The sequence below is a fragment of the Pedobacter sp. Leaf132 genome (assembly GCF_920984695.1).
In the GTDB taxonomy this organism is placed as follows: domain Bacteria; phylum Bacteroidota; class Bacteroidia; order Sphingobacteriales; family Sphingobacteriaceae; genus Pedobacter.
On the sequence record NZ_CAKLBO010000009.1, the window covers coordinates 38156 to 58085 of the forward strand.

At 36.3% G+C, this 19930-nt stretch carries 18 protein-coding genes; 14 read left to right on the plus strand and 4 right to left on the minus strand.

The window, feature by feature from the left end; translation table 11 throughout:
• Positions 1-87 precede the first annotated feature (87 nt).
• From LUA86_RS15245 to LUA86_RS15280, 8 genes are all read left to right on the plus strand, one after another.
• Entirely contained in the window at positions 88-1107 is a 1020-nt protein-coding gene (locus LUA86_RS15245) for an asparaginase (protein WP_231464247.1), read from the plus strand.
• Between the two features lie 61 nt (positions 1108-1168).
• Positions 1169-1873, plus strand: coding sequence for a gamma-glutamyl-gamma-aminobutyrate hydrolase family protein (locus LUA86_RS15250; RefSeq protein WP_231464249.1), 705 nt, complete (start codon positions 1169-1171; stop codon positions 1871-1873).
• A gap of 225 nt (positions 1874-2098) precedes the next feature.
• Positions 2099-4048 carry a beta-N-acetylhexosaminidase gene (locus LUA86_RS15255; RefSeq protein ID WP_231464251.1) on the plus strand — a complete coding sequence of 650 codons (1950 nt, stop codon included), beginning with the start codon at positions 2099-2101 and terminating at the stop codon, positions 4046-4048.
• A complete protein-coding gene (locus LUA86_RS15260) occupies positions 4048-4518 on the plus strand; it encodes a CYTH domain-containing protein (RefSeq protein WP_231464253.1) in 471 nt (156 codons plus the stop codon). Before LUA86_RS15255 ends, LUA86_RS15260 begins: the two co-directional genes overlap by 1 nt.
• Before the next feature lie 266 nt (positions 4519-4784).
• Complete coding sequence (locus tag LUA86_RS15265) at positions 4785-5246, plus strand: BON domain-containing protein (protein WP_231464255.1); 462 nt, start codon at positions 4785-4787, stop codon at positions 5244-5246.
• Positions 5247-5254: 8 nt separating this feature from the next.
• Entirely contained in the window at positions 5255-5677 is a 423-nt protein-coding gene (locus LUA86_RS15270) for an SH3 domain-containing protein (protein ID WP_231464257.1), read from the plus strand.
• A gap of 146 nt (positions 5678-5823) precedes the next feature.
• Positions 5824-6069: a hypothetical protein gene (locus LUA86_RS15275; RefSeq protein WP_231464259.1), complete on the plus strand. Its 246-nt coding sequence runs from the start codon at positions 5824-5826 to the stop codon at positions 6067-6069.
• The gene (locus LUA86_RS15280; protein ID WP_231464261.1) at positions 6069-6836 is read left to right on the plus strand and encodes a DUF3667 domain-containing protein; all 768 of its coding nucleotides are present in this window, start codon (positions 6069-6071) and stop codon (positions 6834-6836) included. Before LUA86_RS15275 ends, LUA86_RS15280 begins: the two co-directional genes overlap by 1 nt.
• Before the next feature lie 1038 nt (positions 6837-7874).
• Here the strand turns inward: LUA86_RS15280 and uvrA are convergent.
• Entirely contained in the window at positions 7875-10718 is a 2844-nt protein-coding gene (gene uvrA / locus LUA86_RS15285) for an excinuclease ABC subunit UvrA (protein ID WP_231464263.1), read from the minus strand.
• Between the two features lie 458 nt (positions 10719-11176).
• On the opposite strand from uvrA, the gene LUA86_RS15290 reads away from it, so the two are divergent.
• The 3 genes from LUA86_RS15290 to LUA86_RS15300 all read left to right on the plus strand — a co-directional run bounded on the left by LUA86_RS15290 (position 11177) and on the right by LUA86_RS15300 (position 12954).
• Entirely contained in the window at positions 11177-11497 is a 321-nt protein-coding gene (locus LUA86_RS15290; protein WP_231464265.1) for a hypothetical protein, read from the plus strand.
• Between the two features lie 229 nt (positions 11498-11726).
• Entirely contained in the window at positions 11727-11942 is a 216-nt protein-coding gene (locus LUA86_RS15295) for a hypothetical protein (RefSeq protein WP_231464267.1), read from the plus strand.
• A gap of 460 nt (positions 11943-12402) precedes the next feature.
• Positions 12403-12954: a transposase gene (locus LUA86_RS15300; RefSeq protein WP_231464269.1), complete on the plus strand. Its 552-nt coding sequence runs from the start codon at positions 12403-12405 to the stop codon at positions 12952-12954.
• A gap of 37 nt (positions 12955-12991) precedes the next feature.
• Here LUA86_RS15300 and LUA86_RS15305 read toward each other — a convergent pair whose 3' ends face one another.
• On the minus strand, positions 12992-13957 hold the full coding sequence (locus LUA86_RS15305) for a hypothetical protein (RefSeq protein ID WP_231464270.1): 966 nt from the start codon (positions 13955-13957) through the stop codon (positions 12992-12994).
• 149 nt (positions 13958-14106) lie between these two features.
• Between LUA86_RS15305 and LUA86_RS15310 the strand changes: the two genes are divergently transcribed.
• Both LUA86_RS15310 and LUA86_RS15315 read left to right on the plus strand, forming a co-directional pair.
• Positions 14107-15177 (plus strand): serine hydrolase, encoded by a 1071-nt coding sequence (locus LUA86_RS15310; protein WP_231464272.1) that lies wholly within the window; start codon positions 14107-14109, stop codon positions 15175-15177.
• 27 nt (positions 15178-15204) lie between these two features.
• Positions 15205-15813, plus strand: a complete 609-nt coding sequence (locus LUA86_RS15315; RefSeq protein WP_231464274.1) for an alpha-ketoglutarate-dependent dioxygenase AlkB — start codon at positions 15205-15207, stop codon at positions 15811-15813.
• A gap of 342 nt (positions 15814-16155) precedes the next feature.
• On the opposite strand, the gene LUA86_RS15320 is transcribed toward LUA86_RS15315, so the two are convergent.
• Positions 16156-17202: a 2Fe-2S iron-sulfur cluster-binding protein gene (locus tag LUA86_RS15320; protein WP_231464276.1), complete on the minus strand. Its 1047-nt coding sequence runs from the start codon at positions 17200-17202 to the stop codon at positions 16156-16158.
• Between the two features lie 177 nt (positions 17203-17379).
• The gene (locus LUA86_RS15325) at positions 17380-18159 is read right to left on the minus strand and encodes a lytic transglycosylase domain-containing protein (protein ID WP_231464278.1); all 780 of its coding nucleotides are present in this window, start codon (positions 18157-18159) and stop codon (positions 17380-17382) included.
• Positions 18160-18422: 263 nt separating this feature from the next.
• On the opposite strand from LUA86_RS15325, the gene LUA86_RS15330 reads away from it, so the two are divergent.
• On the plus strand, positions 18423-19904 hold the full coding sequence (locus LUA86_RS15330) for a pseudouridine synthase (protein ID WP_231464280.1): 1482 nt from the start codon (positions 18423-18425) through the stop codon (positions 19902-19904).
• The last annotated feature ends 26 nt before the right edge of the window (positions 19905-19930 follow it).

Here is a 19930-nt window from a genome sequence, read left to right on the forward strand (position 1 = left end):
AGCCTTTATTTATCAATTGATTCAAAACTAATCTGCGAAATACAAATCTTTTGCGTTCTTTTGCGGGGAGCAACCAATACAAACCAAATGACAAAAATTTTGATAATCTATACCGGTGGAACCATTGGTATGGTGAATGATCCGGTTAACGGAATGTTAATTCCATTCGATTTTGAACAGATTAAAAATAACGTTCCGGAACTTAATCGTTTAAATTATCAATTAGATGTACACTCATTTGATCCGGTTTTGGATTCATCCAACATGGACCCAGAAATCTGGAAAACACTTGCAGAACTTGTTTACAGCAATTACGATAATTACGATGGTTTTGTAATTCTCCATGGTTCTGATACGATGGCTTTTACGGCCTCGGCTTTAAGTTTCATGTTAGAAAATTTGGGTAAACCCGTGGTTTTAACCGGTTCTCAACTTCCAATTGGGCAAATCCGTACCGATGCAAAAGAAAATTTAATAACCGCTTTAGAAATTGCAGCAACAAAAGAAGATGGTAAAGCACTGGTGCCCGAAGTTTGCATTTATTTTGATGCACAACTTTTCAGAGGAAACCGCTCCATAAAATATAATATTGAGAAATTTGAGGCATTCCGTTCTCCAAATTATTCACTCTTAGCAGAAGCAGGGGTACATCTGCAATTCCACACCAATTACATTTTGAAAGCACCAGAAGGGCCTTTAAATCTTCGAACTAATTTTAATTCAAATATTGGGGTTTTAAAGCTTTATCCTGGCATTACCATTCAGGCCGTGCAGGCTATAACCGAATCGAAAGTTGATGCCATTATTTTAGAAACCTTTGGTTCTGGCAATACAACAACCGCAAAATGGTTTTTAGATAGCTTGAAGCATGCTATTGATAGCGGAAAAATTATTATCGACATCTCTCAATGTAAAAAGGGCTCTGTACAATTGGGCCGTTACGAAACCAGCAGAGATTTACAGCAAATGGGGATTTTAAGTGGCTTCGATTTAACTTTTGAAGCTACCGTTACCAAGCTAATGTTTGTAATGGGCTTAGGTTTGCCAATTGAAGAAAGCAAAAGGCTAATGGAAAAATCGTTACGTGGCGAGCTTACAAACGATTAATTGTCATTTAGTAAGATTACCTTTATTATAGGTCATTGTTATTATTATTAAAATAAGTTTTATGCCCGATAAAATTATTATAGGTGTTACAGATTGCAGTAAATTCGAAATCTATCGCGATTGGGCTTTAAGTTATGATGAACGCGTTGAAGTTATTCAGCTTGGCTATAAACTTAATAACTTTGATGATATAAAAAAATGCGATGGCATTGTATTAACCGGAGGCGAAGATGTTCACCCGCGATATTATAATCAGCCTGAATATTATCCTTATTGCTACGAAGATGATATTGATGAGCAACGCGACGAATTTGAATTTAAAGTTTTAGCTTATACAGAAGAAAACCAAATTCCGGTTTTGGGCATTTGCAGAGGCATGCAGGTTGGCAATGTATTTTTCGGCGGCAACTTAATTCCTGATATCGCTACGTGGGGGAAATTTGACCATGCTAAAATGCCTGATAAAAGCGACAGATACCATGAGGTTATCGTAAATCCTTCATCTTGGTTAAGCCAGATTGTGAATACCGATAAAGGTTTAGTAAATAGTAATCACCACCAAAGTACCGATAGAATAGCCAAAGATTTTGTTGTAAGTGCCATAACTATTGATGGCGTTGCAGAAGCAATGGAACGTTTACATCCCGAAGGAAAATCTTTCTTACTTTTTGTACAATGGCACCCCGAAAGGTTGAAAGATAAGCAAAGTCCTTTTAGCAAAAATTTACACAATGCTTTTATTAATGCGATAGTGAAACAGGTTTGATTTACACGCAAAACTTAGAGAAAAAAGACAAGGTTATATGTTTAACGACTTAATCTTCTTTTTCTTTGCGAAAGACTTTGTGTTCTTTGCGGTTAAACTAATATTTATATGCATTTTTTTTACAAACAATCTGCGTGATAGTAGCTTAACTCAAAACCAGTTCTAAATCTTTTTTTATTAAATTGCCGATTAATAATTTTCAATTAATCAACAATAATATATTTAATGAGAAAGCTGTTTCTGATTGTTTCCTTTTGCATTTCCACGATAGGTGTTTATGCACAATCCATTGTAAATGAAACCGAAAGTGGCGATGGAGAAGCTGTTGCAATGCAAACACCAATTGCAATAATTCCTCAACCGGTTTCATTGATGAAGAAATCAGGAACATTTACTTTACCCGAAAATATTGTAATTCAGGCACAAAAAAGCGGCGATTTAAAACAATCCATAGCTTTTCTGTCGGATAGAATAACAACCGCAACGGGCAAATTTGTTAGCACAGCGAACAGTGCAGCGCATCCAACCATAAAATTAATTCTGAATACACAAGATGATACACAACTCGGAAATGAGGGTTACAAATTGAATGTTAATCCAACTCAAATTGTAATTACTGCAAATAAACCTGCCGGGATTTTCTGGGGCGTTCAATCGTTGGTTCAATTATTTCCGGCTGAAATTGAAAGTAAAGAAGTGGTAAAGAATATAAAATGGCAGGCACCATGTGTTGATGTTATCGATTATCCTAAACTTGGCTGGCGAGGTTTAATGTTTGATGTTGCCCGCCATTTCTTTACTAAAGATGAGGTAAAACGCTTTGTTGATGATATGGTTCGCTATAAATTTAATTTGCTGCACCTACATTTAACCGATGATGAAGGCTGGAGAATAGAAATTAAAGGCTTACCAAAACTAACAGAAGTTGGCGCATGGAGTGTAAAAAAAGTTGGAACTTTTGGCGATTTTACGCCGCCAACGGCTGATGAACCTCGTACCTACGGTGGTTTTTACACGCAGGAAGACATTAAAGAAATTGTACAATATGCTCAAGAACGCTTTGTAAATATTTTGCCCGAAATTGATGTTCCCGGACATAGTTTAGCAGCCATTGCATCTTATCCAGAATTATCCTGCACAGCAGATGCTGTAAATTACAAAGTACGTTCTGGTGAAAAAATTATGGACTGGAGTCGTGGCGCACCGCCTTTGGCTTTGGTAGATAATACCCTTTGTCCTGCTAACGAAAAAGTATACGTTTTTTTAGATACCGTGATTACGCAGGTAGCAAAACTTTTCCCTTTCGAATACATTCACATGGGTGGAGATGAAGCTCCGCATAATTTCTGGGAGAAAAACGACCAGGTTAAGCAACTTATGCAACGCGAAGGCTTAAAGACCATTCCACAGGTGCAGGCTTATTTTGAAAAACGTGTTGAACAAATCGTAGTCTCAAAAGGCAAAAAATTTATGGGTTGGGATGAAATTTTAGAAGGTGGTGTATCGCCTACTGCTTCAGTTATGAGTTGGAGAGGATTAAAATACGGCATAGAAGCTTCTAAAAACAAACATAATGTGGTTATGAGTCCGACAGATTTTGCTTACCTCGATTACATGCAGGCCGATGTAATTACCGAACCAAAGGTATATGCATCTTTACGTTTAAACAAAACTTACCAGTTTAACCCAATTCCGGCAAGTGCCGACCCGAAATACATTATTGGTGCACAAGCTAACTTATGGACGGAGCAAATTTTCAACTTCCGCCAGGTTCAATATATGATTTGGCCAAGAGCATTTGCCATTTCAGAATCTGTTTGGAGCCCAATTGAAAAGAAAAACTGGACAAATTTTGTTGATAGAACCGAGCAACATTTTGAACGTTTGGATTTAGCAGAAACCAAGTATTCTGCAGCAATTTACGACCCATCGATTACCGTAAGAAGAACGCCTGATAAGCAATTAATGATAGAGCTAACACCAGAGATTGATGGCCTTGATATTTATTATAGTTTCGATAACTCTACACCCGATCGCTTTTATCCAAAATATACATCGGCTATTACGCCTCCAAAAGATGCTAGCATGCTACGTATCATTTCTTACAAAGGCAAACAAGTTGTTGGTAGATTAATTAGTTTACCAATTACAGATTTGCAGAAAAGAGCCAGATAATGGGTAAAGAAATCGAGAGAAAATTTCTGATAAACGCTTCAGCCTGGTTAGCGATACAAAAACCTGTTGGAAAATTACTACGGCAAGGCTATATTTTAACTGATCCGAACAAAACCATTCGCGTAAGAATAGCAGACCATACGGGTTGGTTAACCATAAAAGGAATTTCTGTTGGAGCATCAAGACTTGAGTATGAATATGAAATTCCGTTAGCAGAAGCCAAAGAATTATTAGATAACTTTTCAGAAGCTGAGTTAGAAAAGATCAGATATGAAATTACTTACAAAGGAAAACTTTGGGAAGTTGATGTTTTTGCAGGCTACAACAACGGATTAGTCGTTGCAGAAATTGAGCTTTTATCGGAAGATGAACAATTTGAAATTCCTGAATGGGTAGCCGAAGAAGTTACTCATGATAAAAAATATTACAACTCTAACTTAACAAAACACCCATTTAAAGATTGGGCATAACCTAGATTACAAAAAGGTTGGCAAATATGCCCAAAATATATTTCTTCAAGCCATCCCAAACAATTTAATTTAAATGCTGTATTTAAAAATAGAGTTTAGGTTGATGTATTTAACTTTTGTGAATAAATAAATCTTTCAGCTTTTATTGGCTTTTAAACTCATTTCATATATTCGTTAATTCAAATCATTCCTGTTTAAGCTTGAAATCAGTTATCCCAAAATAAACTGATTTTACATTTAAAATTTTTAAACAATTATACAGAAGCATGAAAACAACTAAATTTTTATTGAGTGCGGTTTTAGCGGTTACGCTATTTTTCGCTGGGTGTAAACCAAAAGACGCAGATATTCAGTCTGCAGTACAGGCTAAAGAAGCTGCAGGAATTACTGTAGCGGTAGCAAAAGGCGATGTTACGCTTACGGGCGAAGTTGCTGATGAGGCAGAGAAAGCCAAAGCAGAAGAAATTGCTAAAGCAGAAAAAGGCGTTAAATCGGTTATTAATAACCTAACAATTAAAACTGTAGCGCCTGTTGTTATTGCAGAAGATACCGTTTTAATTAAGAACGTTGCTGATGCTACAAAAGATTTTCCAACGGTTAAAGCCGAGGTTAAAGATGGCGTTGTTCTTTTAACAGGAGAGATTAAAAAAGCATCTCTGATTACATTAATGCAACATTTAAGTGCATTAAAACCTAAAAAAATCGACAATAAATTAACCGTTAAATAATCCGAACCATGGCCTTACAAGAAAAATATAAAGCATTAACTGATGCGGCAACTGCTGCCGGAATTTCGGATTTAGCAGTACGCGAACAAGATGGAATTTTGTATGTTGATGGTACTGCACCGGATGGAGCAACAAAAGACAATCTATGGGAAATTTATAATCAAATCGACCCAAATTTTGCATCTGGCGATTTAGTTTTAAACGTAAATGTAGCTATTGATGTAGCCGTAACACATGCAAAAGTAATTACTCAAAGCAGTAACCTTAACATCCGTAAAGGACCAGGTACCGATCAGCCAATTGTTGGTAAAGCTGCGCATGATGAAATCATCACTTTGGTTAATCGTAGCAACGATTTATGGTGGTTAGTACGCACTAAAGATGGCGAAGAAGGTTATTGCTATGCGCAATATCTGGAACCGCAAGCTTAATATTATTTGAAAGCGCAATTGTAAAAGGTTGCGCTTTTTTTGTGCCTGTTTAAATTCCCAAAAAGGAATTTTGCTTATCATTTTTTAGATTAGATAGGAATATTATCGAATTTTATTAAATTAGGGCTATTAAACCAAACCTATTCATGAAAAGTAATCTATCAGAATTAAGCCTCGAATCGCTAATTAAACAAAGAAATTTATTAAAAGGCGTGGCCATTGGCTTTGGGTTGGTTTTACTTTTGGCTTTTACCGTGGTTTTATACGTAGCCATCCAAAAAAAGAATTTCGGTCTGATTGCCGTTTTACCTGCAAGCATGATTACCTTATTACCAATCATGCTCAGGTTTAGCCAAATAAAAACTGAAATAAAATCAAGACAAATTAACTAGTGAACTCTACCGCTCCAACCCATCATCACAACTGCTTAAATTGCGATAGCGAGGTAATTAAAAATTACTGTGCTAACTGCGGACAAAAAATAAGCACGCACCGGTATTCTTTAAAACACTTTGTTGAACATGATTTTGTACATGGTGTTTGGCATGTTGATAAAGGCGTATTGTATACCATTAAGGAGCTTTTTACCAGACCTGGAAACAGTGTGAGGGAATTTATTCAGGGTAAGCGAGCCAGGTTATTTAATTTTGTAACCTTAATTGTTTTGATTTTGGCTATTGCCGGCCTTTTAGCACCCTACCAACAACTTCGTTTGGTTGATATAATGCCGCAGAATATTAAAGATACCATGAACACGATTGACAAGTTCTCTACTAAGTATCCTAAAGTTGTTATACTAATTTTAATACCGCTTTATTCGTTATTTACCTCCTTTTGGTTCAGAAAAGCGAAGTTAAATTACAGTGAGCATTTAGTTTTAAACTCTTACAAAACTGCTGGCGAATTAATTATCGGCTTGATGTTTTCAATCCTGACTATATTTTATGCCAATCCAACAACTTTATTCTACATCTACTACATCTTTGTTGGCTTAGGCGGAATGATTTATACCGTTTGGTTTTACAGCCAGTTTTTTTCTGGTTATGGAAATTCTAAAAAAGCGGCCATCTTCAGGGCGATAATGGTTCCCGTTTCTTATCTTTTTTTATCAGGGATAATTGGATTTGTATTGGGTGTGTTGGGATCGATTAAAAAATAAGAAGTTTATCGTTTAAGAGATTGCTTCGTCGTGCCTCCTCGCAATGACGGAAACTCATCAACTATCAAATTTCATTTTCAGCTGTTAGTCTGAGCGTAGTTCTAGACCGAAAGTTAGTATTCCAAAAAATTATTGAGTTCGTCTTTGCGAGGCACGAAGCAATCTCTAAAAAAATTATCAAGAGGGAGATTGCTTCAATCGATGAAAAACCGATTTCGCAATGACGGAAACTCATCAACTATCAGATTTAATTTTCAGCTGTTAGTCTGAGCGTAGTTCTAGACCGAAAGTCATTATTCCAAAAAACTTATTGAGTTCGTCTTTGCGAGGCACGAAGCAATCTCTAAAAAAATTATCAAGAGGGAGGTTGCTTCAATCGATGAAAAACCGATTTCGCAATGACGGAAACTCATCTACTATCAGATTTCATTTTCAGTTGCTAGTCTGGGCGTAGTTCAAGACCGAAAGTTAGTATTCCAAAAAATTATTGAGTTCGTCTTTGCGAGGCACGAAGCAATCTCTAAAAAAAATATCAAGAGGGAGATTGCTTCAATCGATGAAAAACCGATTTCGCAATGACGGAAACTCATCAACTATCAGATTTAATTTTTCGGTTGTCAGTCTGGGTGTAGTTCTAGACCGAAAGTTAGTATTCCAAAAAATTATTGAGTTCGTCTTTGCAAGGCACGAAGCAATATCTAAAAAAAATATCAAGAGGGAGATTGCTTCAATCGATGAAAAACCGATTTCGCAAGGACGGGAATTTGGTTAATTCTCAATTAAACAATTTAGCAATAACCAATTAACCAAAGCTCAATAGCCAATTCATCAACTATCAAATTTCATTTTCAGCTGTTAGTCTGAGCGTAGTTCTAGACCGAAAGTTAGTATTCCAAAAAATTATTGAGTTCGTCTTTGCGAGGCACGAAGCAATCTCTAAAAAAATATCAAGAGGGAGATTGCTTCAATCGATGAAAAATCGATTTCGCAAGGACGGGAATTTGGTTAATTCTCAATTAAACAATTGAACAAATCCAACTAAAGTCCCATTTCCTTTTTAAGAAATTTTCCGGTTAAACTAATTGGATTTTGAATTAAGCCTTCAGGTGTACCTTCAAATAAAATCCGACCGCCCCCGGCGCCACCTTCCTCCCCTAAATCAATTACCCAATCGGCAACTTTAACCACATCTAAATTGTGCTCGATAACTAGAATCGTATTACCTTTTTCTACCAATTCTTGTAATACACCTAAAAGCACATTAATATCTTCAAAGTGCAAACCGGTTGTTGGTTCATCCAAAATATAGAAGGTTTTACCAGTATCCTTTTTTGATAATTCCGTAGCCAGCTTCACTCTTTGCGCTTCGCCACCCGATAAAGTAACTGAAGATTGACCCAAAGTGATGTAACCCAGTCCAACATCCTTTAATGTTTTTATCTTACGGTAGATGTTTGGAATGTGCTCAAAATAGATACATGCATCTTCGATGCTCATATCCAACACATCGCTGATTGATTTTCCACGGTAGCGAACTTCCAGAGTTTCACGATTATACCTTTTACCGCCACATTCTTCGCAAGGCACCTGAACATCTGGTAAGAAATTCATTTCAATAACCTTCATACCGCCACCCTGACAAGTTTCGCATCTTCCACCTTTTACATTGAAAGAAAAACGACCAGGTTTATAGCCCCGAATTTTAGCTTCTGGCAATTGAACAAACAAGTTTCTGATATCAGAAAAAACACCAGTGTAAGTTGATGGATTTGAACGTGGCGTTCTGCCAATCGGAGCCTGATCTATTTCAATAACTTTATCAATTTCCTTTAAACCGGTAATTTTCTCGTAAGGCAAAGGTGTTTTTTTAGCCCTAAAGAAATGATGATTTAAAATCGGATATAAAGTTTCGGTTATTAAACTTGATTTTCCACTGCCCGAGACACCCGTTACAGCAATAAATTTCCCAAGCGGAAAATCAACAGAAACATCTTTTAAATTATGGCCATGCGCTTTAATAATGGATAGTTTATGTCCGTTACCTTTACGCCTTACCTTTGGTACTTCGATATTTTTCTTACCGTTTAAATATTGCGCCGTAAGCGTATTCGATTTTAAAATCTGCTTTGCTGTACCTTCTGCAACAACGGTACCGCCATGAATACCCGCACCCGGACCAACATCAATTACCCAGTCGGCTTCCAAAATCATATCCTTATCGTGCTCCACAACAAGAACGGAATTACCCAAATCACGAAGATTTTTCAAGGCATTAATTAAACGTTCGTTATCCCTTTGGTGCAAACCGATACTTGGCTCATCCAGAATGTACATTACATTCATCAGTTGAGAACCAATTTGCGTAGCCAAACGAATACGCTGTGCCTCGCCACCCGAAAGTGTACGAGCCGTTCTATCTAAAGTTAAATAAGTTAAACCAACATCAGTTAAGAAACCGATACGGGCTTTAATCTCCTTTAAAATTTCTTTAGCAATAATATTCTGACGCTCTGAAAGTCGTTCATCTACGTTTTCGAACCACTTGAACAAATTGCTTATATCCATTGATGATAAATCGAAAATATTCTTACCATCAACTTTAAAATGCAAACTTTCTTTCTTTAACCTTGCGCCATTACATTCAGGGCAGGTTTTAAGTTTTCTAAAAGCTTCCATATCATCAACTGCAGCCTCGCTCCTTTTTTCATTCTGCTCTTCGAGCATTTTAATTATCCCATCGAAAGTGATGTTATAATTTTGAACGTTCCACTTGTTGTACTCAACTTCAACCTTAATTAAATCGCTTGCACCATTTAAAATGATATTTATAATCTCGTCACTCAACTTTTCAATCGGTGTAGATAGAGAGAAATTATACTTTTTAGACAAGGCCTTTAAAACCTGAAACATCCAGGTATCGCGGTATTCGCCTAAAGGTGCTAAACCACCATTCAAAATGCTCAATTTGGGGTTCGGCATAACCGAATCTTTATCCACCACGAAAATATAACCTAAACCATCGCAACGCTCACACGCACCATAAGGTGAGTTGAATGAAAAACTGTTAGGTTGAGGTTCATCATAAGAAATTCCGGTGGTTGGGCACATTAAAAATTTACTGAAATGCGCCACATTATTATCCTTATCGCTGATTTTAATTACGCCCTTACCCATTTTCATGGCAATTTGAAGCGAATCTAATAAGCGTTTTTTATCTTTTTCATCGATGATTAGCCTATCGATTACAACTTCAATATCGTGGATTTTATACCTATCCACCTGCATTTTAGCTGTAATGTCTTTAATTTCGCCATCAACACGCACTTTGGTATAACCCTGCTTACGGATTTGCTCAAATAACTCCCTGTAATGTCCTTTTCTACCCTTAACTACAGGAGCCAGAATATTTACCGCAACACCATCAAACTTTTTATAAATATTTAGCAGAATCTGGTCTTCGCTCATGCGCTCCATTTTCTCGCCGGTATTGTACGAGTAAGCATCTGCAACACGAGCATAAAGCAAACGCATAAAATCGTAAATCTCGGTAATGGTACCCACCGTAGAGCGTGGGTTTTTACTGGTGGTTTTTTGTTCTATGGCAATAACCGGACTCAGGCCTGAAACCTTATCCACATCGGGGCGTTCCATGCCGCCCATAAACTGGCGACTGTAAGCACTGAAAGTTTCCATGTAACGGCGTTGTCCTTCGGCGTAAATAGTATCAAAAGCCAAAGAAGATTTACCGCTGCCACTCAAACCGGTAATCACAACCATCTGGTTTCGAGGGAAACTAACATCGATATTTTTTAAATTATGTACCCTTGCTCCGTAAACTTCTACATCTTTTTGCTCGCCAAGGTCGATAGATTTATTGCTCATATTTTTTAAAAAAGTTGGGAATATCAAGACCTCAAAAAAGGCAAAATTCCAATCGGCAAAATTGCTAAAAATTTTATCAAAATGAAAGTGTAATCCAATCTGTATTAAGGATTAATTGTCATAATTATTTGTAAGCTTTTTAACAACGATGCAGACATTTTGAAAGGCTTTATCTACAAACATTAAGCACCGCTAAGGGTTTTGTATTTTTTTGTTTTTGGTTTCGCGAAGCGGATTAAATGTTTGAGGCTTATTTTAAATTTATTAGTTTTAGATTAATAAATTTTACGCCACTCTCTTTTTGCTGATCCTGCTTTTTTGTGGCTTTGTGTGGCGATGAGTGGATACATACAAGTTATTAATCATTACTCCGGACAACATTCAAATCTATGAAATCTAAAATAATGTTTATAGAATTAAAGACAGGTTATTAAGACAATGGACCTGCTTGGATTGGCATGGTAGAATTTTCAAAATCTGGAAAGACAGTATATTTTGACAACAAAGCTTTAAAAAAAATGGGAACACCAAGTGGAGGTGGAAATCACTACGACATTGAAAGTGGTGAGGCATACTGGGTTTCTGGAGTTAAGAAGAATGGTGCCGACAGACATTGGGCTGGTAGCGGAAAAATAATGATTGACAGAAATTCAATAGATGAATATTTGACATTAGTGGACTTTAATTCTATTGAGGAAAAATACTATAAAACAATTGACGTTAAACCTACCGACAAAAATAGATTTAAGGAATTAGAAAACTCAGAATTAGAGATATAGGAGTCACGTACCTCACTCTAGTTTAAGTGTTCGCTTTTTCAGCGGTCACTTAAATTTATATGCAAACGAAGAATTGTCTGAAAATATAGCAGTTACAAATAGGATGGATAGTGCTAAGTTTCGGTCGGAGACCTTAGTTTAGTAAAATATTTGAGTGAACCTGCGGAACACTTAAACCAGAAATAACCATTAAAATTCTATGGTTATTTAGTATTTAAAAAAAAGAATTATGACACCAAAAGAAGCAAAGAAAGCAGAACAAACATATCAAGAATATCGTTTTAAAGCACTCTTATCAGTACTAACTGATGAACAGCGAGAACAATTTGATATATACATGAAAGAACACCTTCCAGAATTAAAAACTACCATAGCGAAATTTCTAGCGCCACATGATGCAGAGCTTATAATAAGCGAATTTAAGAAGGTAAAAAAGTTTGGTTAACCCCACTAATTTAAGTGTTGGCTTTTTCAGCGGTCACTTAAATTTACAATACAACGAAGAGTTTGTCTGGAGATAGCACTATCAGAAAGGCAGTGCATGCTTTCGGTCGAAGACCTAGTTTTTATAAAAGATTTAAGTGACCCTCCGGAACACTTAAACCAGCAATTTAGCGATAGATCCCATCCAGTTTAAGCGTTCGCTTTTTGAGCGGTCACTTTAATTTACAATACAACCAAAGACTTTGTCTGTAAATAAAGCACTAATAGAAAGGCAGTGCATGCTTTCGGTCAAAGACCTAGTTTTAATAAAAGATTTAAGTGACCCTCCGGAACAATAAACCAGAATTCAACGATAAACGAAAAAAAAAAATCACCAAAACAACTTATAGGAATAAAAGCTATCTTTAGAATTGCCTGCTTTTTATAATTTAAACCTGCGGTAGACAATTAAGTAATGAAAAATGGGAACAAGATATAAGTTTGGAGATAGTAGCATTCCTCATTTCATAACATTCGCTGTGATAAATTGGATTGATGTTTTTAGCAGAGAATGTTATAAAGAAATTGTTGTAGAAAGTTTAAAATTCTGTGTGGCAGAAAAAGGATTGAATTTGCATGCTTGGGTAATTATGAGTAATCATATCCATTTAATTGCTAGTGCCCAAGGTGGTTGTGAGCTTGTTAACATTACCAGAGATATGAAGAAATATACAAGTAAGATGATTATTGCAAGCATAGAAAATACTGTTGAGGAAAGTAGAAAAAACTGGATGTTGTGGATGTTTAGACGAGCCGGAGAAAAAAATAGTAACAACAAAATTTATCAGTTTTGGCAACAAGACAATCATCCGGTAGAATTATCTTCCAATAAAATGATAGAGGATAGATTAAATTATTTACATGAAAATCCGGTTAAAGCAGGTTTGGTAACCGAAGCTCAATATTACAAGTACAGTAGCGCTACAGATTATTATGAAGAAAAAAATGGTTTAATACCACTATCTTTAATGTAATCTAAAATTTTCGATATAACTTGTTTATTATCATTAGTTACTCCCTTCCCCTATTTCTTAAAAACCCCGACGATAACCCAAAACGCATATACGCATACTTATCCTGAAAATAAATATTGTAATTATCTTCGCCATAATAACCAACTGCAGCCATTAAAAACACATTATGCATAAAAGGAAAACTATAGTTGAAGTTAATTTCTGCATTTAGTCGCTTTTGTATATTGGCAATATTTTTACCTGGGATGTTGTTAACCGCGTAAGAAAGTTCTGCGTTTAATCTCCAGGATTCTTTTTCGCTGTTTTTGTTGTTCTGCATTAGCGATTTTCGTTCGATTTCATCATATCTTCTAAATGAAAAGTTGTACAACAATCTGGTAAAACCGAAGCCATCATCCAAAACCGGCTCGTACCTAAAAAGTTTGTGAGTTTGAAAACCTACTCTATGGTTTAGCGTGTAATATTTGGCATCGCCTTCGGCAGATTTTAATAAATGCCCAAACCGATAAGAAAACGTTAAATAATTAGCGTTAAAATTTCCGTTGAAGGTATTTATACTTCCATCCGGGTTTCTTGCATCCTGGTCTTGTCCGTTAGAATGATGCGTAAAGGCCAGTTCTACGTACTTATAATTATCGGGCTGTAAATTTAGGCGGGCAAACAAAGCACCACCCAATCGGTAACTTGGTGTTCTAACAGCAGCAGAAAATTCATTGCGCACCCGAACGGTAAAATCTGGAATTACGGAGAAAGCGATCGGCGATTTATAACTGCCCAGTAACATATAGGTTGTTGTTAACCTTCCGTTGATTACATATTTGCTAGGTGCTCCAATTTCTCCACCTGGAGAAGTGTAAGCTAAATCGGCATTTTCTTTATAAAGATTCACGAAAGATTTATTTGCCAATTCCCGTTTAAGTTGCAAAGAATCGTTAGCATTGGTCTGTGCAAAAAGCAATGAAGGAAAGATGATAATTGTAAGCAGCAGTAACGATTTGTTCATTAACCAATAAACGTTGTTAAGTAAGGAACGGTTTTGTTCTTTGAATAATAAGGGAGAATGCAATATTTAATCATTCATCAACACATATTAAAAGATTTCCTGTGATTAAACTTTCATAAAAAAACAAGTCAAAGTTTAAAACCAACGTTATGAAAAGTCTGCACCTATTGTTCTTATTAGCAACACTATCTGTGAGCTGCAAAAAAAGCAGCGAGCCAACACCAACCAATCCAGATAATGGCATTTATTTTCCTGCTAATTCTTCAACTACCTGGGAAACCACTACCCCATCCCAACTGGGCTGGAATTCGGCTGCTATCGCAGATTTAAAATCTTTTCTAGCTCAAAAAAATTCCAAATCGTTTATGATACTGGTAAACGGCAGAATTGTGATGGAAGAATATTTTAATGGACATAATGCCACAACCGAATGGGAATGGAATAGCGCAGGTAAGACGTTAGTATCTGCCACTACTGGCATCGCACAGCAAGAAAATCTTTTAAACATCAATAATAAGGCCTCAGATTATTTAGGCTCGGGATGGACCATCATGCCATCTGATAAGGAAAATTTAATCACCGTAAGAAATTTGCTTACTATGACTACCGGTAACGATGATACCAAACAGTTTGTGATAAAACCCAACCTAACCTATGTTGCAGATGCGGGTACAAGATGGGCTTATAGTAATGTTTTTCAGAAATTAACCGATGTGGTTGCCAAAGCCAGCAATAAAGATTTTGAAATATACTTTAACGAAAAACTGAAAAATAAAATCGGCATGGATGGTTTTTGGAATTTCGGAACAATATTCACCATTTACCACAGTAGCGCAAGAAGCATGGCTCGATTTGGGCTTTTGGCTTTAAATAAAGGCAAATGGAAGGATGAACAAATCATCAACGAAAACTATTTCAACCAAAGCATCAGCACTTCACAAAGTATTAATCCATCTTATGGTTATTTATGGTGGTTAAATGGCAAAGCTAAGTTTATGATACCGGGTGAACAAACCGTTTTTAATGGCTCATTAGTGCCTAATGCTCCGGCAGATATGTATGCGGCTATGGGGGCAAACGACCAACGCATTTATGTTATCCCAGGCAAAAAAATGGTTATCATCAGAATGGGTAACGCATCAAATCCGAGCAATCCAAATTTTGCCGTTTCAGGTTTTGATAACGAACTTTGGGCAAAAATAAATGCGGTTATTAATTGATTCGTTTTATAAGGTACATTTGAGCTGATGAAACTTTTCGCCGATATTATTAACACTTCAAAAAACTGGCTTCCTAATGATGGTACAGTTAATTACTATGGTAAATTATTAAGCGATAATGAAGCCGATGTTTATCTCGCTAAACTTTTAGATAACATAGAATGGAAAAATGATGAGGCCGTAATTTTCGGGAAGAAAATCATGACCAAAAGAAAAGTTGCATGGTATGGCGAGAAACCCTTCGAATATACCTACTCAAACACTACAAAACACGCTTTACCCTGGACCGATGAATTACTCGAACTTAAAATGCTTGCTGAAAAAGAATCGGGCGAAACCTATAACTCTTGCTTACTTAATTTATACCATGATGGTAATGAAGGCATGGCGTGGCACAGCGATGGCGAAACAGATTTAAAGAAAAACGGAGCCATAGCCTCTTTAAGTTTTGGAGCAGAAAGAAAATTTGCCTTTAAACACAAACAAAGCGGCGAAAAAGTGGAAATGGTTTTAGAACACGGAAGCCTTTTGGTAATGAAAGGTACAACACAAACCCATTGGTTACATAGGTTGCCGCCAACCAAAAAAATATCCAAACCAAGGGTTAACCTTACCTTCAGAACCATAACAGAATAATAGTCGTTATTACAAAATAAACCAATTCTTAAACAGCAAATTGCCAAAGATAAAATAAATTATTATTTCACTTTGTTTTACAAAGCACTTTATTATATTTGTATATAAAATAATTAGTTATGAAAAATTTGATAGGCAAAATTGGGGGTTTTATTCTAGGTGCAATTACCTTCTTAACAATGTTCAAATTAATAATCCTCAATAATACATCGCCGAATGATGAACTGGCACCGGGAATAGTTTTACTGTGTGCTATTTTTATAGGCTTATTATTTGCCTTTATTGGCTCAAAAATACAGAACCATTTGACTAATAAATAGATAGAATGCTAACAGGTCTTGTTTAATCCCAGGTAATTGTTGTTCCGTTTTCGGTTGGATGCCCGGTGCATACCAAAACTCTACCACGTTCCAATTCATCGTCTGTTAGAACTTCGTTGTAATCCATACGCACATGCCCCGCTGTACAATTTGCAACACAAGTGCTACAAACCCCACCTCTGCAACTATATGGAAGTTTTATTTTATATTCAAGCGCTACATCCAAAATTCTTCTTGGCCAGGGAATATCCAAATGATGCACTGCACCTTTAAAATTTAAAATAACCGAATAAGTATTCTTATCTACAATTTTTTCACTGTTGTCGTCCTCATCAACTTCATCTTCGGGTAAAACAAAAGTTTCACGTTTTATCTGGCTAATATCAAAACCCATCCCTAACAAAGTAATCCGGCATAAATCCATGTAAATTATTGGTCCGCAAGTGTAAAAAAGTGCACTTTCTTTATCGAAAATCAAATTTTCTTTCAGCAGTTTATCAATATAAAACTTATTTAGCCTGGCCGTCATTAAATTTTTGCTGTTGCTAAAAATCCAGATAACCTTTAACCTATCGGGATACTTTGCCTGCCATTCGCTTATCTCATTGTAAAATAAAGTATCTTCTAAAGAACGATTGCTGTAAATAAGTGTGATTTTTGATTTCTGCTCAGTTACAAGTGCCGTTTTCAATATGGAGAATAATGGCGTGATGCCTACTCCAGCGGCGAAAAGAAAAACATCACGTTCTAATTCGCTTTGAGTTACATAACTGAATAAACCTTGAGGTTCTTGCGCAATCAAAGTATCGCCAACGCCGATTTTATGGTGTAAAAGTCTTGAGATTTCTCCATTTTCTACCCGCTTAACAGTGATGGCAATTGGTTCATTAACATCAGGCGAACTATTAAAAGAATACGAACGTCTGATTTCTCCATGTTTACCTTGGAAGATTAAAGATATAAACTGCCCAGCCAGATATTTGGGATAATCATTTTCAACTGGTTTAAGTTGTATAGTGATGTTATCGCCGGGTTGGGACACAATTTTTTCTACTTGCAGTTTATACATTAATTATCGCTATGATTTCAAAGATAATATTTGACCAAATATATAGCCACAGATTAGCAGATTATTTAAACAGTAAAAATTCATCTTTAGCTTATCAATTACAATTGATACGATAAATTCCCTAAAAAAAAAACGTCCTGAAAAAATTCAGGACGTTTACCAAATGCTTGTCTTTTATTAATCGGCGTTATAAGCCAATAATTCTTTAGGTTTTTCGTAACCATAACGTGCCGGGTGTTCAATAATCTGTTTCATCGAAATCACTTTGTAAACGTAACCACCGGTTTCACGGTTCAGTTTCATTTTGTAGTAATTGTCTTGATTTTGATTATTGATCTGCCTGCGTAGGCGTCCATCGCCAACATTATATGCCGCAGCAACCAATGTCCAGCTTTCTAAACCTCTATACATTTCTTTTATGTATTTGCAGGCTGCAACGGTAGATTTGCGTAAATTATAACGCTCATCTTTGCTCCCATTAACTTTTAAACCATAACTGCGGGCTGTACCTGGCATAAATTGCCAAACACCAGCAGCACCTTTGGGCGAAACGCCAGCTTGCATTCCTGATTCTACCAGTGCCAGGTATTTAAAATCTTCAGGAATTCCGTAAGCTGCCAAAATGGGTTCTATAATTGGGAACCATTCAGCTGCCTTGCGTTGTAATCGATGTGTTTGTGTATTATCGAATGTATGTGCCGCAAGGATTTTTTTCATTTTTCGCTCAACTTTTTTATCGCCTAAAGGCAATGTTTCATCGGCAAAATTTAAACGGGCCATTAAAGATTTCGGCTCTGCCTTAACTTTCTTTGGCTCCTCTTTTTGGGGTATTGTAGTGTTTAATTTTTCTTCTTTTAAAAGACTTTTTTGTGCTAAGGGCATTTGGTAAGCGAACACTTTTGCCATAATAAATAGTGCAGACACTATCAAAAATGGTACTATGTGTTTCTTTAACATCTTCCTCCTTTTTTTGGTGAACTTATAAAAAACGTTGGCAAAGGTAAAAAATAATGATCAGATTATCAAGCACTTGCAGAAATACCTTCCGAAATCGAGCTTTAAAGTGCTTTAAACGTGGGTTTTGAATTTTGATTTTTGGGGCATTTTTCCTATTTTAGAGGCTATTTTTTTATCAAAATTTTCCGCTGCTCAAAATTGTATTGTTCACCAATTTTGCCTAAATTTGCAGCCCGCATTTTAGGTGCGGTTAATAGCGTATCATGATAAATAAAAACAACAGGAACAGTCGGGATGACAAGTCCAAAACGGGCAGCCGGAAAACAGAAAGCAGAAGCAGTACAGGAAGCTCTGACAGAAGAAGAACTGAAGATAAAGACAGTAAATTCAAAAAATCATCCGATTCAAAAGAAGGCTTCAAACCTAGAAGCGCTGGCAACAAAGATTTCAAATCAAAATCATTTGGCGATAAAAGAGATTTCAAACCAAGAAGCGATCGCGACTTTAAATCGAGAGACGAAGAACCAAAAGGTTTCAAATTTGGCGATCGCGAATTCAAATCTAAAGATGCCAAACCAGAAGGACGTAGCTTTAAACCAAGAGAAGGAAGTTCAAGAGATTACAAACCAAGAACCGGAGATAGAGATTTTAAATCTAAAGATGGAGCAAGAGATTACAAACCAAGAACGGGAGACAGAGATTTCAAATCTAAAGATGGAGCAAGAGATTACAAACCTAAAGGAGAACGCGATTTCAAATCTAAGGATGGAGATTCGAGAAATTTTAAACCGAGAACTGGCGACAGAGACTTCAAACCTAGAGAAGGCGGATATAAAGATTTTAAATCAAGAGGTGGAAAAGGCGACGATTTCAAACCAAGTGCTGGAAGCTCTAGAGATGTAAAACCAAGAACTGGTGCAGATAGCAGACCTTTTAGAGATCGCGAAGAGCTTAAGCCTAGAGATACTGAATTCAATCGCGAAGAAAGAACAGTAATACAACAAGGCAGAAAAACAAATGAAGATAAAGGCTTAATTCGCCTAAACAGATATATTTCAAATGCAGGCATTTGTTCTCGCCGTAAAGCCGATGAATTAATTGCTGCAGGCATTATTACCGTTAACGGCGAAGCGGTTACAGAGTTAGGTCACAAAGTAGACCCAGCGAAAGATTTAGTACGTTACAACGGAGAACTTTTAAAACGTGAGAAAAAGGTTTACGTTTTATTAAACAAACCTAAAGATTACATCACAACAACTGATGATCCGCAGGAACGCCGTACCGTTATGCAATTAGTTGATAAAGCTAGTCGCGAGCGTATTTACCCAGTTGGAAGATTAGATCGCAACACTACCGGCTTAATTTTAATGACCAACGATGGTGATTTAGCTGATAAATTATCGCATCCTAAAAATGGCATTACCAAAATTTACAATGTTGAGTTAAACAAAGCTTTATCACAAGGTGATTTAAACAAAATTGCTTTTGGTTTAGAGCTTGAAGATGGTTTAATCAAACCTGACAATATCTCTTACGTTACAGGTGGAACCAAAAAGGAAATTGGTATACAAATTCATAGTGGTAAAAACCGAATTGTTCGCCGTATTTTTGAACATTTAGGTTACTCGGTAGAGAAATTAGACCGTGTTGTTTATGGCAACTTGACTAAAAAAGATTTACCAAGAGGCAGATGGAGATACTTAGAAGAGCATGAATTGATTCAAATTAAACACTTGATAAAATAAAACAAAAGGCAATCGAAAGGTTGCCT

What these genes read in the sequence shown, in the direction of transcription:
- LUA86_RS15245 (WP_231464247.1), top strand. Translation starts at nt 88, where the DNA reads ATGACAAAAATTTTGATAATCTATACCGGTGGAACCATTGGTATGGTG.
- LUA86_RS15250 (WP_231464249.1), top strand. Translation starts at nt 1,169, where the DNA reads ATGCCCGATAAAATTATTATAGGTGTTACAGATTGCAGTAAATTCGAA.
- LUA86_RS15255 (WP_231464251.1), top strand. Translation starts at nt 2,099, where the DNA reads ATGAGAAAGCTGTTTCTGATTGTTTCCTTTTGCATTTCCACGATAGGT.
- LUA86_RS15260 (WP_231464253.1), top strand. Translation starts at nt 4,048, where the DNA reads ATGGGTAAAGAAATCGAGAGAAAATTTCTGATAAACGCTTCAGCCTGG.
- LUA86_RS15265 (WP_231464255.1), top strand. Translation starts at nt 4,785, where the DNA reads ATGAAAACAACTAAATTTTTATTGAGTGCGGTTTTAGCGGTTACGCTA.
- LUA86_RS15270 (WP_231464257.1), top strand. Translation starts at nt 5,255, where the DNA reads ATGGCCTTACAAGAAAAATATAAAGCATTAACTGATGCGGCAACTGCT.
- LUA86_RS15275 (WP_231464259.1), top strand. Translation starts at nt 5,824, where the DNA reads ATGAAAAGTAATCTATCAGAATTAAGCCTCGAATCGCTAATTAAACAA.
- uvrA (WP_231464263.1), bottom strand. Translation starts at nt 10,718, where the DNA reads ATGAGCAATAAATCTATCGACCTTGGCGAGCAAAAAGATGTAGAAGTT.
- LUA86_RS15290 (WP_231464265.1), top strand. Translation starts at nt 11,177, where the DNA reads ATGGTAGAATTTTCAAAATCTGGAAAGACAGTATATTTTGACAACAAA.
- LUA86_RS15295 (WP_231464267.1), top strand. Translation starts at nt 11,727, where the DNA reads ATGACACCAAAAGAAGCAAAGAAAGCAGAACAAACATATCAAGAATAT.
- LUA86_RS15300 (WP_231464269.1), top strand. Translation starts at nt 12,403, where the DNA reads ATGGGAACAAGATATAAGTTTGGAGATAGTAGCATTCCTCATTTCATA.
- LUA86_RS15305 (WP_231464270.1), bottom strand. Translation starts at nt 13,957, where the DNA reads ATGAACAAATCGTTACTGCTGCTTACAATTATCATCTTTCCTTCATTG.
- LUA86_RS15310 (WP_231464272.1), top strand. Translation starts at nt 14,107, where the DNA reads ATGAAAAGTCTGCACCTATTGTTCTTATTAGCAACACTATCTGTGAGC.
- LUA86_RS15315 (WP_231464274.1), top strand. Translation starts at nt 15,205, where the DNA reads ATGAAACTTTTCGCCGATATTATTAACACTTCAAAAAACTGGCTTCCT.
- LUA86_RS15320 (WP_231464276.1), bottom strand. Translation starts at nt 17,202, where the DNA reads ATGTATAAACTGCAAGTAGAAAAAATTGTGTCCCAACCCGGCGATAAC.
- LUA86_RS15325 (WP_231464278.1), bottom strand. Translation starts at nt 18,159, where the DNA reads ATGTTAAAGAAACACATAGTACCATTTTTGATAGTGTCTGCACTATTT.
- LUA86_RS15330 (WP_231464280.1), top strand. Translation starts at nt 18,423, where the DNA reads ATGATAAATAAAAACAACAGGAACAGTCGGGATGACAAGTCCAAAACG.